The sequence below is a fragment of the uncultured Thalassolituus sp. genome (assembly GCF_950066645.1).
GTDB lineage: Bacteria > Pseudomonadota > Gammaproteobacteria > Pseudomonadales > Oceanobacteraceae > Thalassolituus.
On record NZ_CATMFB010000002.1, the window covers coordinates 259,803 to 280,240 of the forward strand.

Annotated in this window: 22 protein-coding genes and 1 tRNA gene; 18 read left to right on the forward strand and 5 right to left on the reverse strand. The window is 55.2% G+C overall.

From position 1 onward, the window contains the following. The 3 genes from prmC to hemA are packed head-to-tail and all read right to left on the reverse strand — an operon-like array spanning window position 1 to window position 3,190. Window positions 1–849, reverse strand: coding sequence for a peptide chain release factor N(5)-glutamine methyltransferase (gene prmC / locus Q1L85_RS02985; RefSeq protein ID WP_300427468.1), 849 nt, complete (start codon window positions 847–849; stop codon window positions 1–3). Beyond that, the gene (prfA, locus tag Q1L85_RS02990; protein ID WP_300427466.1) at window positions 846–1,931 is read right to left on the reverse strand and encodes a peptide chain release factor 1; all 1,086 of its coding nucleotides are present in this window, start codon (window positions 1,929–1,931) and stop codon (window positions 846–848) included. The genes prmC and prfA overlap by 4 nt, the downstream gene beginning before the upstream one ends. Then, window positions 1,928–3,190 carry a glutamyl-tRNA reductase gene (hemA, locus tag Q1L85_RS02995; RefSeq protein ID WP_300432222.1) on the reverse strand — a complete coding sequence of 421 codons (1,263 nt, stop codon included), beginning with the start codon at window positions 3,188–3,190 and terminating at the stop codon, window positions 1,928–1,930. The genes prfA and hemA overlap by 4 nt, the downstream gene beginning before the upstream one ends. A 291-nt stretch (window positions 3,191–3,481) precedes the next feature. On the opposite strand from hemA, the gene Q1L85_RS03000 reads away from it, so the two are divergent. The 11 genes from Q1L85_RS03000 to Q1L85_RS03050 all read left to right on the forward strand — a co-directional run bounded on the left by Q1L85_RS03000 (window position 3,482) and on the right by Q1L85_RS03050 (window position 12,484). Then, a complete protein-coding gene (locus Q1L85_RS03000) occupies window positions 3,482–5,224 on the forward strand; it encodes a tetratricopeptide repeat protein (protein ID WP_300427464.1) in 1,743 nt (580 codons plus the stop codon). Between the two features lie 3 nt (window positions 5,225–5,227). Then, complete coding sequence (gene lolB, locus Q1L85_RS03005) at window positions 5,228–5,818, forward strand: lipoprotein insertase outer membrane protein LolB (RefSeq protein ID WP_300427463.1); 591 nt, start codon at window positions 5,228–5,230, stop codon at window positions 5,816–5,818. After that, window positions 5,811–6,680 carry a 4-(cytidine 5'-diphospho)-2-C-methyl-D-erythritol kinase gene (ispE, locus tag Q1L85_RS03010; protein WP_300427462.1) on the forward strand — a complete coding sequence of 290 codons (870 nt, stop codon included), beginning with the start codon at window positions 5,811–5,813 and terminating at the stop codon, window positions 6,678–6,680. The genes lolB and ispE overlap by 8 nt, the downstream gene beginning before the upstream one ends. A 3-nt stretch (window positions 6,681–6,683) precedes the next feature. Further along, window positions 6,684–6,758 (forward strand) — tRNA-Gln (locus tag Q1L85_RS03015). 48 nt (window positions 6,759–6,806) lie between these two features. After that, window positions 6,807–7,748: a ribose-phosphate pyrophosphokinase gene (locus Q1L85_RS03020; RefSeq protein ID WP_307726790.1), complete on the forward strand. Its 942-nt coding sequence runs from the start codon at window positions 6,807–6,809 to the stop codon at window positions 7,746–7,748. Window positions 7,749–7,855: 107 nt separating this feature from the next. Beyond that, window positions 7,856–8,497, forward strand: a complete 642-nt coding sequence (locus Q1L85_RS03025) for a 50S ribosomal protein L25/general stress protein Ctc (protein WP_300427809.1) — start codon at window positions 7,856–7,858, stop codon at window positions 8,495–8,497. A gap of 83 nt (window positions 8,498–8,580) precedes the next feature. Next, window positions 8,581–9,168: an aminoacyl-tRNA hydrolase gene (gene pth, locus Q1L85_RS03030; protein ID WP_300427808.1), complete on the forward strand. Its 588-nt coding sequence runs from the start codon at window positions 8,581–8,583 to the stop codon at window positions 9,166–9,168. A gap of 41 nt (window positions 9,169–9,209) precedes the next feature. Further along, entirely contained in the window at window positions 9,210–10,301 is a 1,092-nt protein-coding gene (ychF, locus tag Q1L85_RS03035; protein WP_300427807.1) for a redox-regulated ATPase YchF, read from the forward strand. Between the two features lie 149 nt (window positions 10,302–10,450). Continuing rightward, a complete protein-coding gene (locus Q1L85_RS03040; protein ID WP_300427805.1) occupies window positions 10,451–11,644 on the forward strand; it encodes a multidrug effflux MFS transporter in 1,194 nt (397 codons plus the stop codon). 89 nt (window positions 11,645–11,733) lie between these two features. Next, window positions 11,734–12,303: a TetR/AcrR family transcriptional regulator gene (locus Q1L85_RS03045; protein ID WP_300427803.1), complete on the forward strand. Its 570-nt coding sequence runs from the start codon at window positions 11,734–11,736 to the stop codon at window positions 12,301–12,303. Between the two features lie 19 nt (window positions 12,304–12,322). Further along, a complete protein-coding gene (locus tag Q1L85_RS03050) occupies window positions 12,323–12,484 on the forward strand; it encodes a hypothetical protein (protein ID WP_300427802.1) in 162 nt (53 codons plus the stop codon). Between the two features lie 43 nt (window positions 12,485–12,527). Here the strand turns inward: Q1L85_RS03050 and Q1L85_RS03055 are convergent, their stop codons facing one another. Then, window positions 12,528–13,124 (reverse strand): hypothetical protein, encoded by a 597-nt coding sequence (locus Q1L85_RS03055; protein ID WP_300427800.1) that lies wholly within the window; start codon window positions 13,122–13,124, stop codon window positions 12,528–12,530. A 242-nt stretch (window positions 13,125–13,366) separates the two neighbouring features. On the opposite strand from Q1L85_RS03055, the gene Q1L85_RS03060 reads away from it, so the two are divergent. The 7 genes from Q1L85_RS03060 (at window position 13,367) to Q1L85_RS03090 (ending at window position 20,023) form a co-directional block, all read left to right on the forward strand. Next, window positions 13,367–14,308, forward strand: a complete 942-nt coding sequence (locus tag Q1L85_RS03060; protein ID WP_300427798.1) for a hypothetical protein — start codon at window positions 13,367–13,369, stop codon at window positions 14,306–14,308. A 90-nt stretch (window positions 14,309–14,398) separates the two neighbouring features. Next, window positions 14,399–15,748 carry a tRNA (N6-isopentenyl adenosine(37)-C2)-methylthiotransferase MiaB gene (gene miaB / locus Q1L85_RS03065; RefSeq protein ID WP_300427812.1) on the forward strand — a complete coding sequence of 450 codons (1,350 nt, stop codon included), beginning with the start codon at window positions 14,399–14,401 and terminating at the stop codon, window positions 15,746–15,748. A 47-nt stretch (window positions 15,749–15,795) separates the two neighbouring features. Continuing rightward, entirely contained in the window at window positions 15,796–16,863 is a 1,068-nt protein-coding gene (locus Q1L85_RS03070; RefSeq protein ID WP_300427811.1) for a PhoH family protein, read from the forward strand. Continuing rightward, window positions 16,860–17,336 (forward strand): rRNA maturation RNase YbeY, encoded by a 477-nt coding sequence (ybeY, locus tag Q1L85_RS03075; protein WP_300427797.1) that lies wholly within the window; start codon window positions 16,860–16,862, stop codon window positions 17,334–17,336. The genes Q1L85_RS03070 and ybeY overlap by 4 nt, the downstream gene beginning before the upstream one ends. Beyond that, a complete protein-coding gene (locus tag Q1L85_RS03080) occupies window positions 17,333–18,175 on the forward strand; it encodes an HlyC/CorC family transporter (RefSeq protein ID WP_300427795.1) in 843 nt (280 codons plus the stop codon). Before ybeY ends, Q1L85_RS03080 begins: the two co-directional genes overlap by 4 nt. Window positions 18,176–18,177: 2 nt before the next feature. After that, on the forward strand, window positions 18,178–19,680 hold the full coding sequence (gene lnt, locus Q1L85_RS03085; protein ID WP_300432228.1) for an apolipoprotein N-acyltransferase: 1,503 nt from the start codon (window positions 18,178–18,180) through the stop codon (window positions 19,678–19,680). 1 nt (window position 19,681) lies between these two features. Beyond that, on the forward strand, window positions 19,682–20,023 hold the full coding sequence (locus tag Q1L85_RS03090; RefSeq protein WP_300427790.1) for a DUF6164 family protein: 342 nt from the start codon (window positions 19,682–19,684) through the stop codon (window positions 20,021–20,023). Between the two features lie 9 nt (window positions 20,024–20,032). On the opposite strand, the gene Q1L85_RS03095 is transcribed toward Q1L85_RS03090, so the two are convergent. After that, window positions 20,033–20,365 (reverse strand): glutaredoxin family protein, encoded by a 333-nt coding sequence (locus Q1L85_RS03095; RefSeq protein WP_300427787.1) that lies wholly within the window; start codon window positions 20,363–20,365, stop codon window positions 20,033–20,035. Window positions 20,366–20,438 lie beyond the last annotated feature (73 nt).

The following is a 20,438-nucleotide window of genomic DNA, read 5'->3' on the forward strand; positions in this document are numbered from 1 at the left end:
TTACTCCTTACCGTCGTCGCTCTGCCATTTCCCACCACTGATCCTTGGGTTTCCACCCAGGTCCCGGCGGTTTTCTACCTCAAGGAAACCACGCATCCGTAAGTATTCACACACCTTCTCAGCCTGATCATATCCGTGCTCCAGCAATAACCAGCCGCCCGGCTCGAGATAATCCGGGGCCTGCTCAATGATCAGTTTCAGGTCCCCAAGGCCATGATCAGATGCCACGAGTGCAGACTCGGGTTCGAAGCGCACATCACCTTCACTCAGGTGCTTATCCTGCGGATCTATGTACGGAGGGTTGGAGACGATCAGGTCAAAGGTGCCCGCCACAGGCTCAAACCAACTCCCCTGCAGCACATTAAGGTCAAGCCCAAGATTGCTGGCATTGGTTCCGGCAAGGCGGGCTGCCTCCCGGTTCAGCTCGACCGCGCTGAGCGACCAGCGGGGTCGCTCGGAAGCCAGAGCCAGCGCAATGGCGCCCGTACCGGTCCCCAGGTCGAGTGCACGTGATCGCGCAGGAAGATCCAGTTCCAGCGCCCACTCAATCAGGGTTTCTGTATCAGCGCGGGGAATCAGAGTAGAAGGCGACACGGCGAGAGGCAATGACCAGAACTCTCTGACACCCGTGATATAAGCGATGGGCTCACCGGTTCTGCGGCGTTCCAGAAGAATCGTCAGTTCATTCAGCTGCGAAGCGCTCAGTTCGCGGTCTGGCCAGGTATACAACCAGGCGCGGTTTACCTGCAGTACAAAACGGATCAGTAACTCGGCGTCCAGTGCCGCCGACTCACTGTCAGCCAGCACCAGACGGGCATCCGTCAGCCACTGAGCGATGGACTGGCTCACTGACCCGCCATTTCCGCCAGGAGGTTAGCCTGGTGTTCGCGGATCAGCGGCTCGATGACCGGAGACAAGTCGCCCTGAACAATCTCTTCCAGTTTATAGAGCGTCAGATTGATACGATGATCTGTTACCCGCCCCTGAGGATAGTTATAGGTGCGGATGCGCTCAGAGCGGTCGCCGGAGCCCACCAGACTTTTACGGGTGGCTGCCTGTTCCGCCTGTGCAGCGCTGCGCTGTGCGTCGCGCAGGCGGGTCGCCAGCATCGCCATCGCTTTGGCCCGGTTTTTATGTTGCGAACGCTCATCCTGACATTCAACCACCAGACCGGTGGGCAGGTGCGTAATCCTGATCGCAGAGTCGGTTTTATTCACATGCTGACCACCGGCGCCCGACGCCCGGAAGGTATCTACCCGGAGATCGTTTTTGTTGATGTCGATTTCATCTTCACTTTCGACTTCGGGCATCACAGCTACCGTGCAGGCAGATGTATGAATACGCCCCTGACTTTCGGTTTCAGGGACACGCTGAACCCGGTGCGCCCCCGATTCAAATTTCAGCCGGGAGTACACATCCGCACCACTGATGCGAACGATCACTTCCTTGAAGCCGCCGTGCTCACCTTCGTTGCAGCTGAGCATCTCGGTGCGCCAGCTCTGAGTTTCAGCGAAGCGGGTATACATGCGGTAAAGGTCACCGGAGAAAATGGCGGCCTCATCACCGCCGGTACCTGCACGGATTTCAACAATCACGTTACGGCCGTCATCCGGATCTTTGGGAAGCAGCAGAATCTCAATCGCCTGCTCCAGCAGAGCGATATTTTCTTTGCTGCTCTGCAGCTCTTCCTCGCCCATCGCGCGCATGTCCGGATCACTGTCTGCGGCCAGAAGCTCTGCCTCTTCCCGGTCTGCCAACGCCTGCTCGTAGCGGGAAAAAGTCTCTGCAACTTCCTCCAGCTCGCTGTACTCCTTCGACAGTGCGCGGAATTTATCCTGATCACCAATAACGCCAGGATCAGACAGCAGGTGGCCTACCTCTTCGTGACGGTCACGCAGGCTTTCTAGCTTTTGCAGGATGGAAGGTTTCATTCTGAGCGATTATCCAGATCAAACAGTTCACGGCTCCAGTCGAGGACTTCCAGACGTCCCTCTGAGCCGGCACGGCGAAGCGCCGTCATGGGTTTGTGCAGTACTTTATTGCTGAAGGTATGGGCGAAAGTCCTCAGTACCTTTTCAGGGTCTGTGCCGTTCTGAAGCTGCTTCAGAGCCTTCTCCAGCTGATCTTCGCGCAGTGTATCCACATGCTGGCGGATATCTGTCAGGGTGTTTACCGCATCCAGAGCGCGCAGCTCGCGCATAAAGTGGTCCACGCCAGCCGAAATCAGCTCTTCTGCCTGTCTGGCAGCATCTTCACGGGAGCGCACGTTTTCTTCGATGATATCGCGCAGATCATCCACCGTATAAAGGTACACGTCTGATAACTCCCCGACTTCTTCTTCAATATCCCGGGGGACGGCGATATCCACCATGAACATAGGTTTGTGACGACGCTTCTTCAGCGCCTTTTCGACCATGCCCTTACCAAGAATTGGCAGCGGACTGGCGGTTGAAGAAATCACGATATCAGCATCGGGCAGCGCCAGCGGAATATCCTCCAGCAGAACCGCTTCGGCATGAAACTCCTGCGCAAGATGCTGAGCACGCGCCAGAGTGCGGTTAGCAAGCGTCATGTGACGGACCCCAGCCTGCTGCAGGTGCCTTGCCACCAGCTCAATGGTCTCACCCGCACCAATCAGCAGCGCCCGGCTGTTTTTCATATCGGCAAAAATATGCTGTGCCATACGCACGGCGGCAAAAGCCACAGAGACGGGATTCTGGCCGATAGCGGTATCTGTTCTGACGCGCTTGGCAATGGAGAAAGTCTGGCGGAAAAGACGCCCGAGTTCGGATCCGACCGTGCCGGCTTCCTGGGCGACTGCGAACGCAGATTTCATCTGCCCCAGGATCTGCGGTTCACCAAGCACCAGTGAATCCAGACCACTGGCCACGCGCATGGTGTGAGCGACCGCGTCAGATTCTTCTAACGCGTAGAGTGATGCATCGAGGTCGGCAGACCCGATTTCCCGGTTGTGTACCAGCCAGTCAGCGACCAGAGACGGTCCACGGTCATCGCCGGTACAGTAGATTTCAGTCCGGTTACAGGTAGAAAGAACAACCACTTCAGAAACACTGTCGAGTTCCTGCAGACGCTGGAGAACCAAAGGCATGCCCGCAGGGTCGAACGCTACGCGCTCGCGCACCGCCACCGGAGCAGTCTTATGATTGATACCCAGAGCCCAAATAGTCATTCTGCCGGACGGAACTCCCCGTGAAAAAGCCGCGATTATAAACATCCGGGCGATTTTTTTCGCGTGAAATCTTCCAGCTAATCCCTTGTCTGACCCGGAGAACACCATTATCGACCAGAGAAATGAGACTGCAAAGACACTCTTTCGGACGATTTCTGAGGAAATACCCTGAAAATCTGGGGTTTTTACTGCTTCTGCGTTGCCCGCGGGACATTTACACCGTTAAATAACACCATCAGATCCGCAGAGCATCGCGAATCAGGAACAAGGACCACAGGTTTTACACCCGTCATGCGAACACTATTTACCGACCGCAGCCGCGTAGCCATCGCCCTGTTGATGTCAGCAGTCACAATGTCAGGATGCAGTACCCTGGGAGGCAGTAAAGCTGCGGAAGAAACCGCCCCCGAACGCCCTCCTGTCGTCACTGAATACCGCTCCATTCCTGCCCCGACGATGTATTCCCTGCTTGTTGCCGAACTGGCCGGTCAGCGTCAACGCTACGACATTTCACTGTTTCACTACATGGACCAGGCCCGCAAAACGCGCGATCCGAACGTGGCAGAACGCGCCTTACGTATCGCCCAGTTTGTCGGTGCGAGCAAATTCGCCGCGGAAGCCAGTGCCATCTGGCTGGAAGTAGATCCTGACGATCCCGGAGCCGTCCAGGCCGCAGCTCAGGTTGCCCTCACCCAGCACACATTTGAAGACAGCCTGACCCTCTACACCCGGTTTTATGAGATGACCGGCGTTGCTCAGTTCGATTTCTTTGCCGTTGCCCTGACCACTCAGAGCCCTGACGATCAGTCTGTCGCTCTGGAACAACTGACCGCACTCTCCTCCGACTATCCGGAAGAAGGCAACCTGTACTACGCCCGGGCACTTCTTGAGCAGTCGCTGGACCAGCCCGACGAAGCCATCAGACACATCAATAAAGCACTCAGACTGGCACCCGGACTTCTGCCTGCCGCCATTCTGAAAGCAAGAATCCTGGCGGCCACCGACCGTCTGCCGAAGGCCATCGACTGGCTGGAAGACGTCCTGGATGATCATCCGGATAACAAACAGATTGCACTGCTGCGCGCCAAAATGCTGCTGCAGGCGGAGCGGATGGAAGACGCCCGCGATGCCTTCGCTCTCATTAATCACCGGTTCCCGGAAGATCCACAGATTATGCTGTCGCTGGCTCTGCTGGATTCTGAGCTTGGTTACTACGAAAGCGCCCGCGAAATACTTCGCAACCTGATCGGGATGGGCGCGCACGAAAACGAAAGCCACTATTACCTGGCCAAAATTGCAGCCGATCAGGGCGACAACGACCTGGCACTGCTGCATTACAGGCAGATAGGTGAAAGCCGCGAATTTCTTCCCGGACAACTGGCAGCGTCCCGCCTGTTGCGCGATGAACAGGGCACCGACGCTGCGCTCGCCTATCTCGAAGAGCGGGTAGCGCAGTACCCCCAGTACGAAGCCGACATGCTGCGTCTGAGCACCGATTTACTGATACACGACAAACGTTACGAGGAAGCAACTGATGCCCTGAACCGGGCACTGGATCAGGCCCCGGACGATGTCAGCCTGCTGTATACCCGCGCCATGTTATCTGAGCGTATGGGAGACCTGCAGGGGCTAGAAGACGATCTGAGAAAGCTGCTGAGTATCGAACCAGACCATCCCGAAGCGCTCAATGCACTCGGCTACAGCCTGGCGAACCGCACCGAGCGCTTTGCAGAAGCAGAACCCCTGATTGAAAAAGCCTTGTCACTGCAGCCGGAAAACCCAGCCATCATTGACAGTCTCGGCTGGCTCTACTTCCGTGAAGGCAAGATAAACGAGGCTGGTCCACTACTGATGGATGCCTGGAGCAAAATGCAGGACCACGAAATCGCCGCACATCTGGGTGAATGGTACTGGGTTACCGGCGCTGAAGATCAGGCCCGGGATGTCTGGAAGCAAGGGCTGGAGCTGACGCCCGACAGCGAAGTGATTATGGACACCCTGCAACGCCATGGCCTGACGCCAGCGGAGCTCTGATTCATGACCAGACCACTGAAAACCCTGACGCTGATCAGCGTCGTTCTCCTGTTATCGGCCTGCGCAGCCTTCCGTCCACAAGGCGGGCAGGAACACCTCCAGGATCGCCTGTCAGAACTGGAGCATTGGCAGGTCCGTGGCAAGATGTCAGTGCGGACTCCCGACGACGGCGCTACTGGTTACCTTGACTGGCAACAGCAACAACGCGAATTTGATATCTACATTGCCGGCCCATTAGGGCAAGGGGCCACCCGACTGAGCGGCGACGGTCATTCTGCAGAGCTGACCCTCCCGGGCTGGGACGAGCCCCGCAGTGCAGAATCGCCCGAAGAGCTCATGCTGCTTTATATGGGCTGGAACTTCCCGGTCTCAGACATCCGTTACTGGGTCAAAGGCCAGCCCAGCCCGCGTGGCGACGCCGTGACAACCTATGATGAGTCGGGTCTACTCAGCAGCATGGAACAGTATGGCTGGGAGATCCGCTACAGTCGCTACTCGCAGCAGAATGGCTTCTGGGTGCCGGGTCTGGTGAAAGTCAGCGGCTACGACTTCCGTTTTACCTTCTCGATCCGTGAATGGACCCTCTATGACTGACTCCCCTGCCGACAACACGTGGCTGACGTTGCCAGCGCCGGCCAAACTCAATCTGTTTCTGCATATCACCGGGCGCAGGGCCGACGGCTACCACAATCTGCAGACCTTGTTTCAGTTCGTGGATTATGGCGACGAACTCGCATTCCGGGTCCGGACAGATAATGAACTGTCCCTGACCCCCGAAATTGAAGGCGTCGCAGCGGAAGATAATCTGATTATCCGCGCGGCCCGCCTGCTGCAGAAGACGTCTGACTCGCCTCTGGGGGCCGACATCCGGCTGACCAAAATTCTGCCGATGGGCGGTGGTCTCGGCGGCGGAAGCTCAGACGCAGCGACGACGCTTCTCGCGCTCAATCATCTATGGAAGCTCGGCCTGAGCCTCGACGAACTGGCAGAGCTGGGGCTGAGTCTCGGTGCTGACGTTCCGGTCTTTGTCCGCGGGCAGGCGGCCTTCGCCGAGGGAGTTGGCGAACAATTAACCCCTGTGCCGGAACTCGACGAACCCTGGTACCTGATAGTGTGTCCGCAAGTGCATGTTAATACAGGAAAAATTTTTCAGCATGAGGGGTTGACCCGGGATACGGACCCAATTAATATTCGCACCGCGTTGAGGCAAGGGGGCAGAAATGACTGCCAGCAAGTTGTCACAATGCTTTACCCAGAAGTTGGTAACGCATTGAATTTGCTAAATAAATTTTCCCTTGCTAAGATGACGGGCACTGGAGCTTGCATATTTTCAAGCTTCGGTTCTGAGAAAGAAGCCCTCCGGGTTTCTGACCAGTTACCGGCTGAATATGTGGCCTTCGTCGCGAAAGGTTCTAACCTTTCAATGACTCATAAGGTATTATTCAGACCGTCTTGATGCTGGGGTGTCGCCAAGCGGTAAGGCAACGGGTTTTGATCCCGTCATGCGCAGGTTCGAATCCTGCCACCTCAGCCAACTTTCTGTTTCCTTCCATTATTGAATTGCAACATCAAGGGGCAGCCTGTGTCTAAATTGATGGTATTTACCGGTAACGCTAACCCGGAACTGGCGAAACTCGTCGTTGAACGTCTGGACATCCCCCTCGGTGAAGCCACCGTCGGCAAATTCAGTGATGGCGAAATTACGGTTGAGATCAATGAGAACGTCCGTGGTAAGGACGTATTTATCATTCAGCCGACCTGCGCTCCGACCAACGACAACCTGATGGAAATTCTCCTGATGGCTGACGGTCTGCGTCGCGCCTCTGCTCACCGCATTACTGCGGTAGTCCCTTATTTTGGTTATGCCCGTCAGGACCGCCGTCCACGCAGTGCCCGTGTGCCTATTTCTGCACGCGCCGTTGCAGACATGATGTCCGGCGCTGGTATTGACCGTGTTCTGACTGTTGACCTGCACGCCGACCAGATTCAGGGCTTCTTCGATATCCCGGTGGATAACGTTTACGGCTCCCCTATTCTGCTCGACGACATTGAGCGTCAGGCGTTCGAAGATCTGATCGTTGTATCCCCCGACATCGGCGGTGTTGTCCGCGCCCGTGCAATCGCTAAGCAGCTTGATGTAGATCTGGCGATCATCGACAAACGTCGCCCAAAAGCGAACGTGTCTGAAGTCATGCACATCATCGGCGACGTCAGTGGACGTACCTGTGTACTGGTTGACGATATGGTCGATACGGCAGGCACCCTGTGCCAGGCAGCCAAAGCTCTGAAAGAGTTCGGTGCGAAAAAGGTTGTCGCCTACTGTACACATCCTGTACTATCCGGCCCCGCGATTGAGCGCCTGGCTAATGCAGAGCTCGACGAGCTGGTAGTGACTGACACTATCCCTCTGTCTGAAGCCGCAAAAGCAACGGGCACCATCCGTCAGCTGACCATCGCTGGTCTTCTGGCTGAGTCGATCCGTCGCGTCAATAACGAAGAATCCATCAGCGCGATGTTCCGCTAAGGCACATCGTCTGGTCACGGTCTGACGGAAATCGTCAGATCACCAATGACCGCCGGGGTTGGTCGCAAACTCCGGCGGTTTTTATATTTGAAAATGAGGAAGACACAATGTCTCAAGATTTTACTCTGTCTGCTGTAGCACGTTCTGACGAGGGGAAAGGTGCGAGCCGCCGCCTGCGTCGTGAAAATGGTGTTCCTGCAGTTGTTTACGGTGGTAAAGCTGGCGGTAACGACCGTAAGCCTGTTTCCATCACTCTGAAAGCCAACGAGCTGAACAAAGCTCTGGAAAACGAAGCCTTCTACAGCTCCGTGATCAACCTGAGCATCGATGGCAAAGAAGAACAGGTCATCCTGAAAGATCTTCAGCGTCACCCTGCAAAAGCTCTGATCTGGCACGCTGACTTCCTGCGTGTTAACAAAAACACCAAGATCAAAGCACACGTTCCACTGCACTTCCTGAACGAAGACAGCTGCAAGGGCGTTAAGATCGGTGGTGGTAAGATCATGCACCAGCTGACCAGCCTGGACATCATCTGTACTGCTGGCGATCTGCCAGAGTTCATCGAAATCGATATGGCTGACGTTGAAGTTGGCGGTGTAGTACACCTGTCTGACCTGAAACTGCCTAAAGGTGTTGAATCACTGGCTCTGTCACACGGCCCAGAGCACGACACCTCTGTAGTAAGCGTAATCGCTCCTAAAGGTGGCGACGCTGAAGAAGAAGCAGCAGAAGAAGACGCTGGCGAATAATCGCTACGTGTCGGAAAAAGCGGGGCTGGTCCCCGCTTTTTTATTGTCTGTAATAAGTAGATTTTTCTGTTCAGGATATCTGTATGGCTGATTCCATCCGACTGATTGTCGGCCTCGGAAACCCGGGTGCCGAATACGAACAGACCCGCCACAATGCGGGTGCCTGGGTGATCGAACGTCTTGCCCGACTGGAAGGCATCACACTCTCCCCAGATAAAAAATTTTCAGGCCTTGCCGGCAAGGGCCGGATCGGCGGACAGGAATGTTACCTGCTTCTTCCGACCACGTTTATGAACCGGAGCGGTCAGGCGGTCTCAGCCCTGGCTAACTTCTATAAGATACTCCCCTCTGAAATTCTGGTTGTTCACGACGAACTTGATCTGCCTCCCGGCGTTGCCAGATTTAAGACCGGCGGAGGACACGGCGGCCAGAATGGCCTGCGGGATATCATCTCCCGCCTCGGTAACAATAACGGTTTTCACCGCCTGCGGATTGGCATCGGACATCCGGGTGACAAAAGCCAGGTGACTGGCCATGTGCTTGGACGGGCAAGCAAAGCCGACCAACAAAGCATAGATGCTGCAATTGATGAGGCCATGAGGGTACTGCCTGACGCAGTCAATGGTGATTTAGCGAAGGCGATGAATCGACTTCACAGCTTTAAAGGGTAAAATACCCGCAATTTTTTCAGATCTGAATTCAGGACACAGACATGGGCTTTAAATGCGGAATCGTTGGTCTGCCCAACGTTGGCAAATCCACTCTATTCAACGCACTGACCAAATCAGGCATCGCTGCAGAAAACTTCCCTTTCTGTACCATTGAGCCGAATACCGGCATGGTCTCTATGCCAGACCCGCGTCTGGATGCTCTGGCAGCGATCGTTAATCCTGAGAAAGTCATTCCTACGTCCATGGAATTTGTCGACATCGCAGGCCTGGTGGCGGGTGCTTCCAAAGGTGAAGGCTTGGGCAACCAGTTTCTCGCCAACATCCGCGAAACCGATGCGATTGCTCATGTCGTCCGCTGCTTCGAAGACGACAACGTGATTCACGTTGCCAACCACGTCGATCCGGCAGCAGACATTGACATCATCAACACCGAGCTCGTTCTGGCTGACCTCGAATCCTGTGAGAAGCAGCTGCAGCGTGTCACACGAACTGCCAAAGGTGGAGACAAAGATGCGATCGCGCAGAAAGCTCTGCTGGAGCGTCTGATTCCGCATTTCGAGGAAGGTAAAACCGCCCGGATGCTGGACATGAATGATGATGAAAAGCGTCTGTCGCGCATGTTCCACCTGCTGACCACTAAACCTACGATGTACATTGCCAACGTATCGGAAGAAGGTTTCGAAGATAATCCGTATCTCGATACCGTTCGCGATATCGCGGCCTCCGAAGGCGCATCTGTCGTCGTCGTCTGTAACAAGATTGAAGCTGAAATTTCGGAACTGGAAGACGAAGAGAAAACCGAATTCCTCGAAATGATGGGAATGGAAGAACCGGGCCTGGATCGCGTGATCCGTGCAGGTTATGAACTTCTCGGTCTGCAGACCTACTTCACCGCTGGCGTGAAGGAAGTACGCGCCTGGACCATCAAGGTAGGGGCCACCGCTCCACGAGCTGCAGCCGCCATCCACACCGACTTTGAACGCGGCTTTATCCGCGCCGAAGTCGTGGGGTACGACGATTTTATTCAGTACAAAGGTGAGAACGGCGCGAAAGACGCTGGTAAATGGCGCCTGGAAGGCAAGGAATACATCGTTAAAGACGGTGATGTTATCCACTTCCGCTTTAACGTCTGATTCCGGACTCACAGAACGGGCCCTTCGGGGCCTTTTTTGTTCCCACCGCCAGTTCCAGATAAATATGGAACAATACGTTCTTTTTTATCAACTCTTATAAAATAAGAGAAACAATTATACTGGGGGCCTGTGAATCCTCCGGGGGCGTTATGCCAACATCTCTGAAACTCCCGCTACCACTTCTCCTTGCTATGTTGACTGCTATCGCGCCTCTGGCGATTGATATGTATCTGCCGGCCATGGGGCAGATGGCGGCCACGCTTAACAGTGATATTCATCACGTCGAGCTGTCGGTCAGTACTTTCCTGCTCGGCTTTGCTCTTGGCCAGATTACGGGTGGACCTGTGTCCGACCGTCTGGGCCGTAAACCCGTGATTCTTACGGGACTGACGATTTTTGCTGTCGCCAGCGCTCTGCTGACATTCAGTACCAGCCTGGACAGCCTGCTGATTTTCCGGGCCCTTCAGGCCTTTGGCGGCGGTCTCGCCGTTGTAAATGCCACGGCCATCGTCCGCGATATGTTCGACGGCAGGGACATTGCTAAAGTACTGTCCATGGTGGCCATGATTATGATGGCCGCTCCTCTGTTTGCCCCGATGCTCGGGTCTCTGATTCTGCATATGGCTCACTGGCAGGCAATTTTCGCCGTACTCGGTATTTACTGTATTCTGGTGACTGCCCTGCTGGTCTGGCAGCTCCCTGAGAGCCACCCAAAGCATCAGAGAGTGAAACGCCACCCACTCGCGGGGTATCTTCAGGTGATCCGTCATCGTCCGGCACGCAGGTACATCCTGACTCTGGCGAGCGCCTACAGCGGCATGTTTGTGTTTATTACTGCCTCCCCCTATCTCTACCTGGAATACTTCGGGGCCTCAGAAGCGACTTTCCCCTGGCTGTTCGGGGCAAATGTGATCGTGCTGATGGTTATGAACCGCTGCAATATGCTGTTGCTGAACCGGTTCAGCCCGGTGCAGATTCTGACGGCGGGCATCGCACTGCATGTGCTCTCAGCACTTGCTCTGCTCAGCATCAGTATGGTGCCTTCACTGTTTGTCCTGCCTGTCGTATTGCCGCTGATGATGGTGTTCGTCGGAGCGCTGGGCCTGATTACAGCCAACACCATGGGCACCGTGATGCAACACTTCCGGGACGTTGCCGGTTCAGCAACGGCTCTGATGGGCGTCATACAGTTTTCAGGCGGCGCTCTGGCGGGTCTGCTGTGGGCACACCTTCACGATAATACGCCCGTGCCTATGATGGCAGTCATGGTACTGACGTCAGGCCTGTCTGCGCTGGCGTTGTTCAGTGCACGCCACGCAGACAGAGAATACGCAACAGACTGATCCACAATCAGCACCAATGATCGCAAATATTACCTTGAGTAATTTACTCGGGTAAAACAGAATGAACGTTCATTCCGGTTAATAGCAGTATGGATAAATCAGAACAGATTATCGAAGCCGCCGCGGAACTGATCGCCCTTAACGGGCTGCAGGCATCGCCGGTTTCTATGGTAGCTAAACACGCGTGCTGCGGTGCAGGCACCATCTACCGTTACTTCGACACCAAAGAAGAACTGGTCGAGGCAGTGTATCTGCAACTGATGCAGCGTATCACCCGGGCAACACTCGCCGGTGATGATCCTTCGGGAGATATACGCAGCCGTCTGAGCAATATGTGGCTCAACCTGTTTCGCTATCTGTCTGATAACCCAAGAGATGCGGCCTTGATTGATCAGTTAAGTGTCGCGCCGGCCATCTGTGAACTGAAACAGCGGATGGCAGAGAATGAACTTCAGTCAGGCGTACACAGTCTGTTTGAAGAAGGCCGTCAGCAGGGTCTGATCAAAGACCTGCCGAACGAAGTTCTGGGCATCTACGTCTACGGGGGGATTTCCACCCTGGTGCGTCTGGCCCACAAAGTTCCCGGCCTGAAAGAAAATACTATTACCGATGACATGGTACTCGGCCTCTGCTGGGACGCGATCCGGATTCATCACTGACTGCAACAAGGAGAAGACTATGGCAACTGCACTGAACACTCCGGACACCACTGCGGCAGACAACCGTAACCCGGTGACGGCTCAGCCCCGTACGACAGCGAATACAGGCTTTTTTGACGTGATCGGCGACCTGGCTCTGAGCCGCAAGCGCCAACGCGAACAGAGCACGTCTGATAAGTAATAAGACGAGCTGAAAAAAGGCGGCCAATGGCCGCCTTTTGCGTTTAATGGAAGGTAGCCCCCTCTCCCGTATCGGTATCGGCAAACGCGATGGGCAGCACGTTTGTCCGGTCAAAGACCAGAACACTGTGATCGGGCACCAGGCAGACATCACCGTCGCTGATGTCTTCCAGCAGGATGCAGGTCATATCGATGGAGTCCATCCCCACCACGATTCCCATCACGAATCCATACCGGGTATTCAATGCAACCAGATCTCCGATCTCGGTTTCATCGCGCTCGGTATTAATGTCATCGCCAACCAGTTCGTCGGATGGCCAGGGGGTTTTAAAGCGGGTCAGAGCGACCAGCTGAACAATGCCCTGTACGATGCCATCATTGATATCGAGGACAATGCTATCGTCTTCGGCATCTTCGCTGGACACGCGTTCGAGCAGACTGAGAAAGAGATCAGAATCATCATCAGACCAACGGACATCTACGGCCTGATTACCTGAGCGACGGGAGCAGAAGCTGACATCCGTCGGAACGACTGTGGCTGGTTCGCCTTCATTGGCGGGCATTAGCAGGCTGACAGCATCAAGGCCTGAGTTATCAGTATCCTGGATACGCCAGTAAAGCGGTTGCATCTCTGCGATCATAAGGGGTACTCCCTAGTCACCTGAGTTAGTCACCTGAGTCGGCTGTTGCCTCTCGGCAGTTCTGGTCTCTGGTCCTCCACATAAACAAGCGTATACCTGATATATAGCAACGCGGGAGATGCGACACAAGTCCTGCGTTTTACAAAAGCGGGATCTCATCACAGTCATAAAGGCAAAGCGGCCACTGCCAGTGTGTGGTAAAACACATGACCGGTATACACGTCACCGACTGGAAACAGACTATGCAATACAGAGTACTACTTACATTGATCAGCGCGGCTGCTTTAGTCAGCGGCTGCGCCAGCCAGCCGAAAGGACTGGATCAGATACGCGAGGAAGCGGACCGCGCCGCTCTGGTCACCGCCAGTTCAGGGGCTACCCTGATTAAAGACGCAGAGAGCCGTGCGGCGGACGCCAGCGCTCAGGAAACATACCGCTTTGCCCCTGTCCTGACCCGTGAAGCGATGGCATCGCTGGAAGAAGCCCGCGAGGTACAGAGCAAAGGGAAAGCAGATGACGCTGTCCGCAGTCAGGCACTGGCCGCTATTGCCACCTTTGACCGCGCGATTGCTCATACCAGCATTGCCCGTGAAACACTGGCTCCTGCGCTGGCTCACCTCGAAGTGCTGAATGCCATCGGCAGTCCGGCATACTTTCCAACCGGATATCAGAAAGTGTCTGAGAGTTTCGACGGGATTATCAGGGTACTGGAACAGACGGGCGCACCTGCAAGTACTGCCCAGAGCCAGCATCAGCTTCTGACTGCCATGCATGACCTCGAAGTCGAGACCATTGGCTTTATCAACCTGCAGGAAATCCGCACCACACTGGATAATCTGCAGGAGGCCGGGGCACAGAAGCTCATTCCTCAGAGCTACGCCGTCGCCCGTACCGCCCTGGCGGCTGCGGAAGATCTGATTGCCACCTCACCACGCGCTGAAGGAGGGATAGCCACTCTGCGGGAGCGTGCACTCAACTCGGCGTCACATGCTCAGGTCATTATGGCAATGGTGAACGAAATCCTGAATGCCAGCCCGGACTCGGCCGAAAGCCTGGTGCTGCGCACTGAGCGCTGGCTTTATAACATTGGCACCGCTCTGAAATTCCCCGATATCCGCCATTTACCGATGGATGAGCAGTCCCGGCAGCTGGCAGATGGCGTCGAAGAGCTGTTGCAACGGTGATTCTGCATCAAGGTGGCTGGCGAAGAAGTGAGCAGGCGCTGTATAATGCCGCCCTTTTTCAACAGCCACACTGAGGCCAGCAGCAGCACAATGACCGATCAGGTGAAAAAGCTTTACATCAAAACCCACGGTTGCCAGATGAACGAGTACGACTCATCACGTATGGCTGACATGCTGGGCGAAAGTCACCAGATGGTTCTGACGGACAATCCGGAGGACGCCGACGTCATTCTGCTGAACACCTGCTCCATCCGCGAGAAGGCGCAGGAAAAGGTATTTCATGAGCTTGGCCGCTGGAAGAACCTGAAAAACGGGAAACCGGATCTGAAAATCGGTGTCGGCGGCTGTGTGGCTTCTCAGGAAGGTGACGCGATCATGAAGCGCGCGCCTTTCGTTGATATGGTGTTTGGCCCTCAGACACTGCATCGCCTGCCTGAAATGGTTAACAAAGCCAGTAACTCGATTCAGGTGGTCGATGTGACCTTCCCAGAAATCGAGAAATTTGACCATCTGCCAGCACCCAAAGTAGAAGGCTGCTCGGCGTTTGTATCGATTATGGAAGGCTGCTCGAAATACTGTACGTTCTGTGTCGTTCCCTACACCCGCGGTGAGGAAGTCAGCCGTCCGCTTGCCGATGTACTGAAAGAAGTTCAGGTGCTGGCCGATCAGGGAGTACGTGAAGTAAACCTGCTTGGCCAGAACGTTAACGCTTATCAGGGTACAACCGCAGACGGTGACATCGCCGATCTTGCCGAGCTGATCACACTGGTCGCTGAAATCGAAGGCATTGACCGTATCCGTTACACCACTTCGCATCCGGTGGAGTTCAGCGACAGCCTGATTAACGTCTATGCGGAAGTGCCTGAACTTGTCAGTCACATTCATCTGCCGGTGCAGAGTGGCTCAAACCGCATTCTGGCAGCGATGAAACGTGGCCACGAAATCGATATGTACATTGAGAAAATCGAGCGGCTGCAGCGGCTGCGCCCGGATATCTCGATCTCCTCTGATTTCATCATTGGCTTCCCGGGCGAAACCGAAGAAGACTTTCTCGACACCATGAATCTGATTGAGAGAATCGGCTTCGATACCTCATTCAGCTTTGTCTACAGCGCACGTCCGGGTACTCCGGCCGCGCAGCTTGATGACGATACCCCGGAAGACGTGAAGAAGCAGCGTCTCCATATTCTGCAGACACGCATCACTCAGAACGCACAGCAGATCAGCCGCCGTATGGTGGGTCGCGAAGAAGTCATTCTGGTGACGGGCGTATCCCGCAAAGACCCGGGCGAACTCTCCGGGCGGACTGAAAACAACCGGGTTGTGAACTTTAAGTCACTTGATCATAGCCTGATCGGTAAGTTCGTTAAGGTACGCATCGAAGATGCCTATCCGAACAGTCTGCGTGGTGTCATTCTCGACGCCGCTATGGCTTACTGAAATCTGTCAGTCGCTAACTTCAGAGGCAACTTTTGACCACAGAGAACATGACCGACTCCCAGGCGCCGGAAGATTCCGGACACGAAGATAACGGCGCCAGACAGCACGTTATTTCTTTTATTCTTGAACCGGACGATGCCCCCCGGCTGGCTAACCTGTGTGGCCACCTGGATGCCCATCTGAAGCAGATTTCTGAGCATTACGACCTGGAGATCTACAACCGCGGAGCCCGCTTTCAGGTAGAAGGCAGCGTCCGCCAGGCCAAGCGCGCCGCCGCACTGATTCAGCAGCTGTACCGGGAAACCAACAAGGGAACCCAGATCAGTCCGGACCTGATTCACCTCTTCCTTCAGGAAGACGGTGCCCGCGTAAGCCAACGTGGTAAACGCAGTTACGACGCCAGTAAGGGCATCATCAAAACGCCTCAGGCGGTGATCAAACCACGGGGTGACAACCAGCTGGAATACCTGCAGCGGGTACGCGAGTACGATATCAACTTCGGTATCGGCCCGGCAGGTACCGGCAAGACCTTTCTGGCGGTAGCCGCGGGCGTTGAAGCGCTGATGCGTGATGAAGTAAAACGTATTCTGCTGGTTCGTCCGGCGGTGGAAGCCGGTGAGAAACTGGGCTTCCTGCCCGGTGATCTGGCGCAGAAGATCGACCCTTACCTGCGCCCTCTCTACGATGCTCTCTATGAGATGCTGGGCTTTGAACAGGTGGGTAAAATGATTGAGCGCAATCAGATTGAGATTGCTCCACTCGCCTATATGCGGGGCCGCACGCTGTCGCATTCCTTTGTGATTCTCGACGAAAGTCAGAACACCACCAAAGAACAGATGAAGATGTTCCTGACGCGGGTAGGTTTTGGTTCTAAAGCGGTCATCACGGGTGACGTAACTCAGGTCGACCTCCCCCGCGGCGTATACTCGGGCCTCAAACATGGCCTTGAAGTGCTGGACGGTGTCGATGGCATCGGGATTACGCGCTTTAATAACCGCGATGTTGTGCGTCACCCTCTCGTTCAGCGCATCGTCGATGCCTACGACCGTTTTGACGAACGTGAAGAGAAGCGCCGCAAAGAGCAGAAAGAAAACCCGTCAGGGAATGCCGAATGAATCTGATGCTGGATGTGCAGCTCGCGGATGATGTCGAAGACAGCCCGGAGCTGCCCGATGATGAGCAGTTCGGACGCTGGGCCACTGCCGCCCTGCTGAACCGCACAGAGTTCGCTGAGCCCGAGCTGACGATACGTCTGGTGAACGAAGATGAAAGCCAGAGCCTGAATCATGAGTATCGCGGCAAGGATAAACCGACCAACGTACTCTCGTTTCCTTTCGAAGCTCCCCCTCAGGTGCCACTTGAACTGCTGGGTGATCTGATCATCTGCATACAGGTTGTGGCCCGTGAGGCAAAAGAACAGAACAAAACCTGCGAAGCGCACTGGGCCCACATGGTGGTGCACGGCTGCTTGCATTTGCTGGGTTACGACCATATAAAGGACGATGAAGCCGAAGAGATGGAAGATCTGGAACGTCAGATACTCGCGTCTCTTGGCTACCCCGATCCGTACGCGAACGAGGCCCCATGAGCGACGACCGAACGAGCAGCCAACCCCGAAGTTGGCTGGAAAAACTAAGCGATCTGTTTTCTGACGACCCACGCACCCGTCAGGACATCAAAGATATTGTCCGCGAAGCTGCCGACCGCAGCATCGTTGATACCGAAACCCTCACCATCATTGAAGGTGCCCTGCAGGTTTCGGATATGCAGGTGCGGGACATCATGATCCCCCGTTCGCAGATGATCTACATTCAGGAAAACGAGCACCTGAAAGACTATCTGCCTCGCATTATTGAGTCCGCTCACTCCCGCTTCCCTGTGATTGCCGAGGGCCAGAATGAGGTATCAGGCATCCTTCTGGCGAAAGATCTTCTGCCCCTTGTACTCAAGAGCAATGCCGACGACTTCCGTCTAAAAGACATTCTGCGTCCGGCGAATTTTGTGCCGGAAAGTAAGCGCCTGAACGTCCTGTTGCGTGAATTTCGCTCGAACCGCAACCATATGGCAATTGTGGTTGACGAGTTCGGCGGCGTAGCAGGCCTGGTGACCATTGAAGACGTGCTGGAGCAGATTGTCGGTGACATCGAAGACGAACACGATTTCGATGAGGAAGAAAACAACATCAAGGAAGTCGAAGACGGCATCTTTACAGTTAAAGCTCTGACTCCGCTCGCAGACTTCAACACCACCTTCAATACCCGACTAGCAACGGAAGATTTCGATACCATTGGCGGCATTGTGACGCACCATTTCGGCCGTGTGCCGGAGTGTAATGAAAGCATCCGCATTGAAGGACTACGCTTCCGGGTAATTAACGGCACCAGCCGTCAGATTAACCTGCTTGAAGTACAGACCGACGAACACTGAGTATGATCAAACGCGCTGCCCTCACGCCCTGGCTCGCTCTGAGTGGCGGCGCTCTGTTTCCTCTCGCACTGGCCCCTTTTTACTGGTGGCCGGTGGGCCTGCTCAGCCTGGGCCTGCTCTACCTGACCCTGCAGTCTGCCAACAATACCCGCCGGGCATTTCTGATCAGCTGGTGCTACGCGTTCGGACAGTTTGGCGCCGGTGTCTCCTGGATCTACGTCAGCGTACATGATCACGGCGGTACACCGGCCTTTCTTGCCGTCCCACTGGTGGGAGTATTTGCTGCCTTTCTTGCGCTTATCCCGGCCAGCTGGTTTGCCTTACGTCAGAGACTGTGTGGGCAACACCTGAGCGTGATTACCTTTGCGTCATTCTGGCTACTCCAGGAATGGTGCAGGTCCTGGTTCCTGACCGGCTTTCCCTGGTTGTTCGCAGGTGATGCGCACCTGAATACCTGGCTGTCAGGCTGGGCGCCCGTGAGCGGTGCATACAGTATCTCCGTGATTCTGGCGCTGACAGCCGCTGGCATCATTGCCTTTATGCAGACCCGCCGCTGGGTCGCTCTGCTACCGCTGTTGCTGTGGCCCGCAGGCGAGGCCTTACGGGCAACAGACTGGACGGACAGAACCGGAGAGATCACAGTCGGCATTGTTCAGGGTAACGTAGAGCAGGAGCGAAAATGGCTGACGGAAGAAATCTTTCCCACCATGGAACGCTATCAGAGCGACAGTGAGGCGCTGTTCGGAACTGACCTGATACTCTGGCCAGAAACAGCCATTACTATGCTGTACCAGCGCTATGAGCCGTATATGAACCGCTTCGCCCGACAGGCGCGCGCAGCAGGCAGTACGATAGTCACAGGCATCCCCTTCCGCTGGCCGCAGGGCACAGAACTGGCTGGCGAATATCACAACAGCATCGTTGCCTTTGGTGACGGCGAAGGGCTCTACCACAAGCAACGCCTGGTCCCGTTCGGAGAATACATCCCACTGGAGCGGGCAATCCGTGGGTTGATTCCGTTTTTTGCCCTGCCAATGTCGAGCTTTCTTTCCGGCGACAGCGAACAGGCACCATTGCGGGTCAACCTGCATGGTGAAGAGCAACGCAGTGCGCGGATCATGCCTTATATCTGTTATGAGATTGCATACCCGGATCTGGTGCTCCGTGGGGCAAAAGAAGCTGGCCTGCTCGTCACTATCAGTAACGATGCCTGGTTCGGGGATTCACTGGGGCCAAAACAACATATGGCACTGGCTCAGATGCGCGCGCTGGAAACCGGACGCTGGGTATTAAGATCTACCAATACCGGCATTTCCGCTCTCGTCGATCACAGGGGCAGAATTGTTGAACGGGCGCCGGTCGCAATAAGAACCCACTTTACGGGAACCGCAGAACTTCGCAGCGGTAATACGCTTTATATGCAGTTGGGGGTAATTCCCCTGCTGTGTCTGATGACTGCTCCTCTGATCCTTGCGGGTTACCGGCAAAGAAAAGGAACAGCATAGCGTGGCAAAGTTACTTTTCCGCCTGAACGGCGTCACCGATGAAGAAGCCGATTATGTTCGCCAGGGGCTGGACGATGCGGGGGTTCATTACTACGAAACAAGCCAGGGGCGCTGGGGTATTTCACTGGCGGCCATCTGGTTGCGTGATGAGTCTGACTATCCGGAAGCGCGGGAAGTACTGGACAGGATACAGGCGCAATGGTCAGAACTGATGAAAGACCAGCCGGTACCTACCATGGTACAGCGCATCCGCGAGCGCCCCGCCAGTGTGCTGATGGCATTGATCGCGATCGCAGGCATCCTCGGACTTACCCTGCTTCCCTTTATCGGTGTCTTCCGCTGATCGCCCGAATTATTGTTGGGCGAGACGCAGTATCTCGCTTGCGTTGAAGCCTTTTACCACTTCGCCATTAATCAGAAGCACCGGAACGCCACGACCACCGAGCGAGCGATACTGGCGACGGCCTTCTTCGGACTTCTCAATATCATATTCGTAGTAGTCGATATTGTGTTCGGACAGCAGACGTCGTGTCGCCTTGCAGTAGCCACACCACTCTGTGGCATAAAGCACGACTGGCTCAACCTGGAGCTTAGCGTAGTCCGGGGTCGGAAGCATAAAATCCTGAAGCAGGTCCCACTTCAGAAAGATCACCAGGGCCACACCAGCAAGCAGCAGCTTTTTCACGTTTCTGTTCTCCGTCTGCGAATTCCATTTCCCAAGGCATCACTTGCCTCTTTCAGACCCACTCTAGCGCAGC

What these genes read in the sequence shown, in the direction of transcription:
- Q1L85_RS03050 (WP_300427802.1), top strand. Translation starts at nt 12,323, where the DNA reads ATGGCAACTGCACTGAACACTCCGGACACCACTGCGGCAGACAACCGT.
- lolB (WP_300427463.1), top strand. Translation starts at nt 5,228, where the DNA reads ATGACCAGACCACTGAAAACCCTGACGCTGATCAGCGTCGTTCTCCTG.
- Q1L85_RS03045 (WP_300427803.1), top strand. Translation starts at nt 11,734, where the DNA reads ATGGATAAATCAGAACAGATTATCGAAGCCGCCGCGGAACTGATCGCC.
- Q1L85_RS03025 (WP_300427809.1), top strand. Translation starts at nt 7,856, where the DNA reads ATGTCTCAAGATTTTACTCTGTCTGCTGTAGCACGTTCTGACGAGGGG.
- Q1L85_RS03070 (WP_300427811.1), top strand. Translation starts at nt 15,796, where the DNA reads ATGACCGACTCCCAGGCGCCGGAAGATTCCGGACACGAAGATAACGGC.
- ybeY (WP_300427797.1), top strand. Translation starts at nt 16,860, where the DNA reads ATGAATCTGATGCTGGATGTGCAGCTCGCGGATGATGTCGAAGACAGC.
- Q1L85_RS03055 (WP_300427800.1), bottom strand. Translation starts at nt 13,124, where the DNA reads ATGATCGCAGAGATGCAACCGCTTTACTGGCGTATCCAGGATACTGAT.
- Q1L85_RS03000 (WP_300427464.1), top strand. Translation starts at nt 3,482, where the DNA reads ATGCGAACACTATTTACCGACCGCAGCCGCGTAGCCATCGCCCTGTTG.
- Q1L85_RS03080 (WP_300427795.1), top strand. Translation starts at nt 17,333, where the DNA reads ATGAGCGACGACCGAACGAGCAGCCAACCCCGAAGTTGGCTGGAAAAA.
- hemA (WP_300432222.1), bottom strand. Translation starts at nt 3,190, where the DNA reads ATGACTATTTGGGCTCTGGGTATCAATCATAAGACTGCTCCGGTGGCG.
- Q1L85_RS03040 (WP_300427805.1), top strand. Translation starts at nt 10,451, where the DNA reads ATGCCAACATCTCTGAAACTCCCGCTACCACTTCTCCTTGCTATGTTG.
- miaB (WP_300427812.1), top strand. Translation starts at nt 14,399, where the DNA reads ATGACCGATCAGGTGAAAAAGCTTTACATCAAAACCCACGGTTGCCAG.
- ispE (WP_300427462.1), top strand. Translation starts at nt 5,811, where the DNA reads ATGACTGACTCCCCTGCCGACAACACGTGGCTGACGTTGCCAGCGCCG.
- prfA (WP_300427466.1), bottom strand. Translation starts at nt 1,931, where the DNA reads ATGAAACCTTCCATCCTGCAAAAGCTAGAAAGCCTGCGTGACCGTCAC.
- Q1L85_RS03060 (WP_300427798.1), top strand. Translation starts at nt 13,367, where the DNA reads ATGCAATACAGAGTACTACTTACATTGATCAGCGCGGCTGCTTTAGTC.
- pth (WP_300427808.1), top strand. Translation starts at nt 8,581, where the DNA reads ATGGCTGATTCCATCCGACTGATTGTCGGCCTCGGAAACCCGGGTGCC.
- ychF (WP_300427807.1), top strand. Translation starts at nt 9,210, where the DNA reads ATGGGCTTTAAATGCGGAATCGTTGGTCTGCCCAACGTTGGCAAATCC.
- lnt (WP_300432228.1), top strand. Translation starts at nt 18,178, where the DNA reads ATGATCAAACGCGCTGCCCTCACGCCCTGGCTCGCTCTGAGTGGCGGC.